General features: G+C 64.6%; 5 protein-coding genes. 1 reads left to right on the forward strand and 4 read right to left on the reverse strand.

Going from position 1 to position 8,700, the window contains the following annotated elements:
- The first annotated feature begins 677 nt into the window (after window positions 1-677).
- Window positions 678-1,169 carry a hypothetical protein gene (locus MXD61_RS15950; protein ID WP_248814052.1) on the forward strand — a complete coding sequence of 164 codons (492 nt, stop codon included), beginning with the start codon at window positions 678-680 and terminating at the stop codon, window positions 1,167-1,169.
- A gap of 179 nt (window positions 1,170-1,348) precedes the next feature.
- On the opposite strand, the gene MXD61_RS15955 is transcribed toward MXD61_RS15950, so the two are convergent.
- Genes MXD61_RS15955 through MXD61_RS15970 form a run of 4 tightly spaced genes read right to left on the reverse strand, consistent with a single transcriptional unit; the run spans window position 1,349 to window position 7,923 of the window.
- Window positions 1,349-4,474 carry a type I restriction endonuclease subunit R gene (locus MXD61_RS15955; protein ID WP_248814053.1) on the reverse strand — a complete coding sequence of 1,042 codons (3,126 nt, stop codon included), beginning with the start codon at window positions 4,472-4,474 and terminating at the stop codon, window positions 1,349-1,351.
- Window positions 4,474-5,751 carry a restriction endonuclease subunit S gene (locus tag MXD61_RS15960; protein ID WP_248814054.1) on the reverse strand — a complete coding sequence of 426 codons (1,278 nt, stop codon included), beginning with the start codon at window positions 5,749-5,751 and terminating at the stop codon, window positions 4,474-4,476. Before MXD61_RS15960 ends, MXD61_RS15955 begins: the two co-directional genes overlap by 1 nt.
- Complete coding sequence (locus MXD61_RS15965; RefSeq protein WP_248814056.1) at window positions 5,748-7,493, reverse strand: class I SAM-dependent DNA methyltransferase; 1,746 nt, start codon at window positions 7,491-7,493, stop codon at window positions 5,748-5,750. The genes MXD61_RS15960 and MXD61_RS15965 overlap by 4 nt, the downstream gene beginning before the upstream one ends.
- A gap of 19 nt (window positions 7,494-7,512) precedes the next feature.
- Entirely contained in the window at window positions 7,513-7,923 is a 411-nt protein-coding gene (locus MXD61_RS15970) for a hypothetical protein (protein WP_248814057.1), read from the reverse strand.
- Window positions 7,924-8,700 lie beyond the last annotated feature (777 nt).

An 8,700-nucleotide genomic window follows, 5' to 3' on the forward strand; every position in this document is an offset into this window, starting at 1 on the left:
CCCGGCGCCTCGGGACCCGGGTCCCGCCGCGGGCGCCCCCCCGCCCCCCCGGGGGGGGGGGGGGGGGGCCCCCCCGGCCGACGCCCCGCATCCTGTTCCTGCGCCGACTCGCCGACTGTGGCGTTCAGATCCGGGAGGTGCGGGTTCCCTTCCGGCGATACAGAGGTGGCTTCGCCTTCGCGATCAGGCTCGACGTCGCGGACCTGCCTGTCCAGACAATCACGATCGTTTTCAGCCTGGCGTGTCCCGAGTCTCCGCACGTCTACACGGACGGACCATCCGACTCGCCACATCGCTATTCCGACGGTGCGCTATGCATGTGGTACCCCGCCGATCCTGTAGAACGGCGCTGGACCCGTTTCGACGGCCCACCCGCCCTTCTCGGCCACATCGTCGCCCACTTGCTTCGCGAAGAATGGTGGCGCCGTACAGGAGAATGGCCGGGGTGTGAGGTGATCCATGCCTGACATCGACGGCTGTCAATCTATCAACGATGAACAGAAGAGACTCTGATGCCCACAGCGACAACGTCTGGATCCACCCTGACACCAGCACCATTAATTCAGACCGCCGCCGGCGTGGCGCCTGCGAATACCACTACGGCGACATGCACTCCCACGCCTACCCCGGGCGCACAAGGAGCGACAACCGGCGGACCGAATCTACTAGCCACGGCAGTGCTCTCCGGTGCGTTTCTCGCCGGCATGGTCGCGGCGGCGATCAACATCTGGCTTGCCCATCGACGCAGCCAGGAAGAAGGGCGTAACCGCCTGCGTACAGCCTTCGCTGAAGCATTCGCGGCGTACGCGGCCTACAAGGAGTTCCCTTACGCCATCCGCCGCAGGCGGGCCGATGCGGCACCGGATGAGCGTGTTCGACTCTCCGAGGCGCTTCGGGAGATTCAGGCCAGGCTAGCCTATCATATTGCCTGGACGACGGCGGAGTCTGAAACCGTCGGAGCGGCATACGCCGACCTGGTTCAGCAGGCGCGGGAGATTGCGGGGACCGCGATGAAAGATGCATGGAGGGCGCCGGCCGCGACGTCCGACACCGACATGGTTATTCCGACAACGATAATCAACCTCAGATCTCTAACCTCGTTTGAAGAGTCGTTCATGAAAGCCGTTGGTGCCCATCTGGATGTGCGGACCCCTTGGCGGGCTGGCTAAGACGGAACCACCGGTCAGTGCATGTTACAGTCCAGAGTTCGACCGGCTGAACCTTGTTCGCCTACACTTGTAAACTGCTTGGTGCCCCTGGGAGCCTGCACGCCCACTCAGCAACCGGCCGGTGCCCGCCAGTGCAGAGATTTCCCGAGAAACGACAGCACCGCCGGCCGAACATTCCGTCAGTCAGTCTCCTGCGATGTGGCGGCCTCGTAGAAGGCGTCCGCGAGAGCAAGGATGACGCCGTTGATCCCAGGGCCGTCACTGAAGAAGTAGTCGGCCATGGTGTTGTGGGCCTCCTGGTTGTCGGCGACGGCCTCGGTGACGATGGCTTTGAAGTCGTCGGAGTCCATGAACTGCTTCTTCGAGTTGACCTGGGCCTGCCTGATGAGGTCGGGGTAGGCGAGGAGCTGCTGGACCAGGCTGTTGACGAACTCGCGGATCTGGGACTGGGTGAAGGACTCGGCACCGAAGAGGTCGTTCATCTTTTCGATCACGACCTGGAGTGCGACGTACTTGGGCTCCTTGCGGGTGCCGGTTCCGGCGGCGCTGATTCCCTTGAGCTCTCCGTCGCCAGTCAGCGAAATGTCGACGGCGGCCCGCTTCTCGTGCTTGACACCGACCAGGACGACATCGGAGAGGTCGACCTCCGCGGCCCAGGAGGAGTCGGCGATGACCTTCTCCAGGAGGCGTAGGAAGATGGAGAGCATCTCCATATGCGGGTCGCCGTAGTCGACGATCTGGCTCATGAAATCGTAGAGCCGGATATAGGCGGCGACGTCCTTGCGGAACAGATCGAGCGTGGTCAAGGTTACCTTGTCCTCAGCCTCGATCGCGGCGGCATAGCGGTGCGCGAACTCGTGCTTTGCCGGAGCGATCGCGGCCGACAGCGGATTGTTACCCCTCCGCTTCACCCACAACCCTGCGACGTTCCGCACCTGGTCGTCGGTGTAGATCCCGGCCTGGGCGAGCTTGGTGGCGAGGTGAGCGACGACGTACGGATCGGTCTCTTTTTCCAGGGTCGCACCGGTGAAGTACGGTTCGAACGCGGTCCGGATGTCCTCGGGCTTGTTCACGAAGTCGAGGACGAACGTCTTGCGCTTGATCTCCCCGCCCACAGTGCGGTGGGTGCGGTTGAGCCGGGAGAGCGTCTGCACGGCGGTGACCCCGGAGAGCTTCTTGTCGACGTACATCGCCGAGAGCAGCGGCTGATCGAAGCCGGTCTGGAACTTGTTCGCGACCAGCATGATCTTATAGGTGTCGCCCTTGAACGCCGCGGCCAGGTCCGCGCCGGCACCAGGGTTGAGATTGGTCTCGGTGAACTCGACGTCCGTCGAGGGCGCCGGCCCCCACTCCGAGGCCCACACCTCGTCCTCGTCCATAGTCACCGACCCGGAGAACGCGACCAGGGTGCGGTAGTTGTACGACGCATCCTCGGCGGCCCGGCGAGCGATGTAGGCGTCGATCGCCTTCTTGTACTTCACCGCGGCCTTGCGCGAATCGGTGACGACCATCGCCTTCGCTCTGCCCTCCAGCAGGTGGGCGACGTTGGCGTGGAAGTGCTCGACGATGATCTGGACCTTCTGGCTGATGTTTGTCGGGTGCAGCCTCACCCACCGCATCAGCCCCTTGCGCGCGGCGCCTTCCTCAACTTCCTTGTCGGTGGTGGCCTTCCCGGCGATCTTCAGCGCGTTGTCGTATGCCTGGTAGCCACGCAGGACGTCGAGGATGTACCCCTCCTCGATCGCCTGCCGCATCGAGTACAGGTGGAACTCGACCGGCTTCCCATCCGGCCCCTTCCGTCCGAACATCTCAAGCGTCTTGAACTTCGGAGTCGCGGTGAACGCGAAGAAGGAGACGCTCGGCGAGTCGGCCCGATCGCTCATCCGTGCCGCCAGAAGCGACTCCAGGGCGACCTCGCCGCCGTCCTCGAGGTCCTTGATCTCCTCGGCGGTGAGCACGGCCCTCATCTGGGAGGAGATCCTGCCGGACTGCGACGAGTGCGCCTCGTCGGCGATAACGGCGAACTTCCTGCCCTTCAGCCCCTTGTTCGCCTGGATCTCGTCCATCGCGAACTGGAACGTCTGCACCGTCACCGCGATGATCAGCTCGCCGTTTTTGAGCACAGAGGCCAACAGGCCGGACTTCGACTTCGCGCCGGCCTTGCGAACGTCCTCCGGGCTGATCGTGGCCACGATCTTGCCGGACCCGTCGATCTGCCGGATCGCCTCCTGGAGCTGCCCGTCGAGCACTGTGCGGTCCACGACCACGATGACCGAGTCAAAGACCTTCTTGTTGTTCACGTGCAGCCGCGCCAGCCGGTGCGCGGTCCAGGCGATCGTGTTCGTCTTCCCCGACCCGGCCGAGTGCTCGATCAGGTACCGGTGGCCGACGCCCTCCTCGCGTACGGCGTCGACGATGTTCGTCACGGCCTCCCATTGGTGGAACCGCGGGAAGAGTAGGCTGGTGCGCCGCACCGACGTCCCCGTCGCGACGTCCCACTCCTCCCGGGTCTCCACGATCATTAGCCGTCCGATGATCGTGAGCCAGGCGTCCTTCTCCCAGACCCGCTCCCACAGGTACGCCGTCGCCGACCGCCCCTCGGCGCCCGGCGGGTTCCCCGCTCCGCCGTCGTAACCGATGTTGAAGGGCAGGAAGTGCGTCTTCTCGCCCTCCAACCTCGTGGTCATCGCCGCCAGGTCATTGGAGACCGCGAAGTGCACCAGCGCCCGATGCCCGAACGACAGCAACGGCTCCGGCCGGCCGTTCGTGGCCGGACGCCGGTCGTCGCGGTACTGCCTGATCGCCTGGTCCAGCGACTGGGTGAAGTCCGTCTTCAGCTCCACTGTGGCCACTGGCAGCCCGTTGACGAAGAACACCAGGTCGATGCTGCGCTGATCGGCAGTGGAGAAGTGCACCTGCCGCATCACCCGCACCCGCATCGCCGCGTACTGCGCGACCGTCGATGCGTTCAGGCTGGTATCCGGCCGGAACTGCGCCAGCTTCAACCGGCCGCCACCGATGTAGACGACCCCGTTGCGCAGGATGTTCAACGTCCCGCCGCCATGCTCCAGCGGCTTGTCAAGCGCCGTGGTCAACACGTCGAGGAACTTCGCCTCCGACCCAGCGGCCTTCAACGCTTTCCCGTAAGCCGCCGGCTGGGTCTCCTCCAACCAAGCGAACACATCCTTGGGGAAGAGCGCCCGCTCGCGGTCATACCCGGTGTCGTCCGCCGAGTACAGCCATCCGTGAGCCTTCAGGTACGCGCAGATCTCGGCCTCGAAGACGACCTCGTTGTGGTCGGCCATCAGACCATCTCGCGCACATCGACATGCCCCGTCACCGCCGCTGTGATCAGCGCCGACCGCCGCTCACGGGCTAGTTCGATGAACCGGTCCGTCTCGACGATCAGCGCGTCGATCTTCGCGGTCTGCTCGTCGAGGTGCGCCACGATGTTCCTCTGCTCGTCGGGAGGCGGGACCGGCATCTTGAACTTCCGTACCTGCCACTCGCTCACGTGGGGCACGCTAACCCCAGTGAACAACGGCTGCAAATAGTTGAAGAACGCGTCAGTTGACATCACGTAGCGCATGTAACCGCGTCCGGCCTCGTCATTGGGTCGGATGCGCATGACTCGCTGAAGCAGCAGCGCCGGAAGGTCCTCGGCGGAGACAGCGGCTACCCGAACGCCACCTCCGACAAATGGTCGGTCCATGCCAAACACGAGATCTCCGATTTCAAGGTCGAACTCCCTCGGAATAGGTGCAGCCTCCGTATCCCAATAGACGGTGTCGGTCCAGTCAATTCTGCCGGGCTTCACGTTCACTCCACGAAGCAGGCGGGTCTGATCCTCCTCTGCGCTGAAGCCATCGCTCGGGAACGCCCATCCAGCCAGGGTGGCACTCACGAACCCGAGTTGCAGGACTAGCCAATGCGAAGGTGTTGGAGGTAGCCATGGCTCGTCGTTGCTCACGGTGGGCAGCGCGTCAAGCCCAGAAAAGACTGCTTGCTCGACGACAGCCTTACGCCGCTCGCGGAGCAGCTCGATCAGACGCTGCTGCTCCTCGATCAGCGTGTCGATGCGGGCGGTCTCGCGGTCGAGGTAGTTACAGACCGCCCGCTGATACTCAATGGGCGGCATAGGAATCGGGAGTTCGGCCAAAGTTCCCCACCGGCGAAAATCTGCACCGCCCTCACGGATTCCCCGCGCGAGTGCGCGGGTGAATCCAAACTTTGCCTGGGTCCGGATCGCATGAGCGACATAGCGAGGATCTAGATCCGCGATCGGCTCGCAGACCGCGCACACCGCCGTGATCGCGCCCGATGAGTCAGCGATCCCGACGGATCCGCGGAGAATATCGAGCCCGTGTACAACGAAGTCGCCAACCTCGACGCCGCTAAAGCCGGACAGGTCGGCTGCCTCGTGGTAGCCGATCTTAGCCCGATTCGACCTGAGGGTGACCTGCCCATCTGTGTACGCAGTGACAATCTCAGCACCGTCCGGAACGGGACGGTCGAGACGCCGGAAAAGTCTGCCGAACGGTACCTGCGGCAAGTCCGGTGCGCCGCTCCAGGCCAGTGTCATCCCTCGACCTCTCGCAGCAGGTCGAGGATCTTGGCGATCTGCTTGTCCAAGTCGGCGTCGATCTCGGTGAGGGGGCGGGGTGGGACGTACTTATAGAAGTGGCGGGTGAAGGGGATCTCGTAGCCGGTCTTGGCCTTGGCCCAGTCGATCCAGGCATCGGGAACGTGCGGCTTCACCTCGGCGTCGAAGTACGCGTTGATGACCTCGAGCTTGCCGGCCCGGCCGGCGGTCGAGCCACCGTAGGTGAAGGGGACGTTCTCGGTGTCGCGCTTCTTCGAATCGGGCTTGCGCTGGCCCTTTCGGTCGACGACCGGCTTGCCGTCCTCGCCGAGCAGGGGGCGTTCGACGGTGATGGTCCAGTAGCCGAACTCGTCGTTGCGCAGCACCTTGGAGTAGTCGGGGTCGGCGTCGAGGAAGTCGGCGTACAGGCGGACGACCTTCTCCCGGTCGGCATCGCTGATCTCGCGGCCCTTGGAGCCGAGGTTCTTGCGCATCTTGGTCCAGAACGAGGTGCCGTCGATGAGCTGGACCAGGCCCCGGCGGTCGGGGTGCTTGGTGTTGTCGAGGATCCAGATGTACGTTGCGATGCCGGTGTTGAAGAACATGTTGGTTGGCAGCGCGACGATTGCCTCGACCAGGTCGTTCTCCAGCAGCCACCGGCGGATCTCGGAGGGGCCGGACTCTGCGCCGCCGTTGAACAGCGGCGAGCCGTTCATGATGATCCCGACCCGGCCGCCGCCGTCCGCAGGCGCCCGCATCTTGTGGGCCAGGTGAAGCAGGAAGAGCATCTGCCCGTCCGAGGTCGCCGGCAGGCCAGGGGCGAACCGGCCGTACTCGCCGGCTTTGTTGCGCTCCTCGGTGACCTTCTTGGCGTACTGCTTCCAGTCGACGCCGTACGGCGGGTTGGACATGCAGAGGTCGAACTTCCGACCCTTGAAGGCGTCGTCGGTGAGCGTGTTACCGAAGGCGATGTTGGTCGCGTCGTGACCCTTGGCGAGCAGGTCGGACTTGCAGATCGCGTACGACTGCGGGTTGTACTCCTGGCCGTACAGACCCAGCTTCGCGTCCGGGTTCTGTGCGAGCAGGTGCTCCTCGGCCAGGGCAAGCATGCCGCCGGTGCCCGCGGTCGGATCGTAGAGGGTGCGGACGATGCCGGCCTGAGTCAGGTCGGCGTCCTTCTCCGCGAAGAGCAGGTCGACCAGCAGGCGGATCGCGTCGCGCGGGGTGTAGTGGTCGCCGGAGGTCTCGTTCGCGGCCTCGTTGAACTTGCGGATGATGTACTCGAACGCATCGCCCATATCGGCGTTCGACACGACCGTGGGGTGCAGGTCGATCGACTTGAACGAGGTGATGACCTCGCGCAGGAGCTCAGCCTTCTCCAGCGCGAGGATCTCCTTCTTGAAGTCGAAATACTCGAACACGTCAACGTCCACCGAGAACCCGTCGATGTAGTCGGCCAGGTTGTCCGCCAGCCCGTCGGCATCGGCCAGGAGGTTACTGAATCCGTAGTTGGAGGTGTTGTAGAACGGCCTGGCGGTCGCCTTCTTCACCTCGATCTTCAGCCGGATCGGGTTGTCGAGCCTCCGGGCGAGCTCGCGGACCGTCTCCCGGTCGGGCTCGAGGATGCAGTCGAGCCGGCGCAGGATCGTGAGCGGGAGGATCACGTTGCCGTACTGGTTGGGGCGGTAGGGCCCCCGAAGCTGGTCGGCGATCGACCAGATGAAACTACCGAGAGTGCTCACAAGACTCCTTGGACGGATCTCACGCGAAGTCTGAGTGCCGGACGCCCGCGCCGCGGGCCACCGGCGCCGCTGTGTTCAGGGCCGAACTTCCTGACCAGCACAGTCCAGCAGCGGGCAGCTTGGCGGACTCGTCGATTCCGATCTCACCCCACTCGGGACATGGCCTGATCGAAGTTCTCGGCGACGTACCGCCGTCGACGACGGCGAGGATCAGCACCATGCAGTCGGCGAGCAGGTGGTGAAGCCGTTCCGGCCACGCTTCGCGGCGGCCAGGCCGTCCACTCTGCCTGACCTCGGAGAACCTCTCGGTCCGCTCCTGGGTGGTCTCCAGGTACGGCTTGATCAGCCGCTCGAACCTGCCACCCTTGTCCTGCTCGTACAGCGACGCGACACGAAGATCCCCCAGCAACTCGCGAAACGTGATCCCCACGGGCGACAGTCTGCCGCACAGCTCCAACAACCACACCAAGACCCTTGCGGCACGGTCAGCATCTGGCTACTGACCGCCCGATACTGCGGCGGCCAGGTCTGGGGCGACCCCAGCGGGTGCCCAGAAGCCGGCCAGCGGCGCGCTGGTCCTTCCCACCTACTGGCGGCGGGGCCCCAGCCGGATGGCGAGGCCTGCCGGCTGCCGATCGGCCACCACGCCAACGCCGCGTTCAATCTGGCCCGGTTCGTCGACCGCGAGAACATCGACGACGTCAATCCTGCCCGAGAGGAGTGTCCGGCGCGCGGCACAGCGAACATGACCCCGCGGACAGGGGCGGTTGGTGCGACAGGGCTACGCTCCGCCAATCCGGTCAGCCCCAAGCTGGCGAGTTCTTGCTGCAGGTGATCTCCGGCGCCAGTGTCGGCGGAATGATCGACAGCATCGCGCGGAATGAGCCCACGATGAGCCCACAAACGATCTTTAGAGGAATGTAATCGATCTTCGTGAGGGCAAAGCCGCAGGTCAAACGCGGTGAGCCTGCAGTCGGCGGCAAGGAGAAGCTCTGGCTTCACTCGATTACAAGTCGAACGCGACGTCAGTCGCGCGAGCCAACCGACATCCTCACGGCTGCCAATCCGACACCTCGGACCGTCCTGATCGTCCTGGTGGTGGGGGGGCCCCCCCCCCCCCCCGCCCCCCCCCACGCCCGCACGTCCAGCGGCTTCGGCCCGTCCTTCACCCCACAGGCCGAACACACCTGCGACGACGGAAAGAACC

It is taken from the genome of Frankia sp. AgPm24, assembly GCF_023243055.1.
GTDB classification, from domain to species: domain Bacteria; phylum Actinomycetota; class Actinomycetes; order Frankiales; family Frankiaceae; genus Frankia; species Frankia umida.

Bases quoted from the DNA above. Each gene is read 5' to 3' on its own strand.
- MXD61_RS15955 (WP_248814053.1), bottom strand. From the start codon at position 4,474: ATGGCCGACCACAACGAGGTCGTCTTCGAGGCCGAGATCTGCGCGTAC.
- MXD61_RS15960 (WP_248814054.1), bottom strand. From the start codon at position 5,751: ATGACACTGGCCTGGAGCGGCGCACCGGACTTGCCGCAGGTACCGTTC.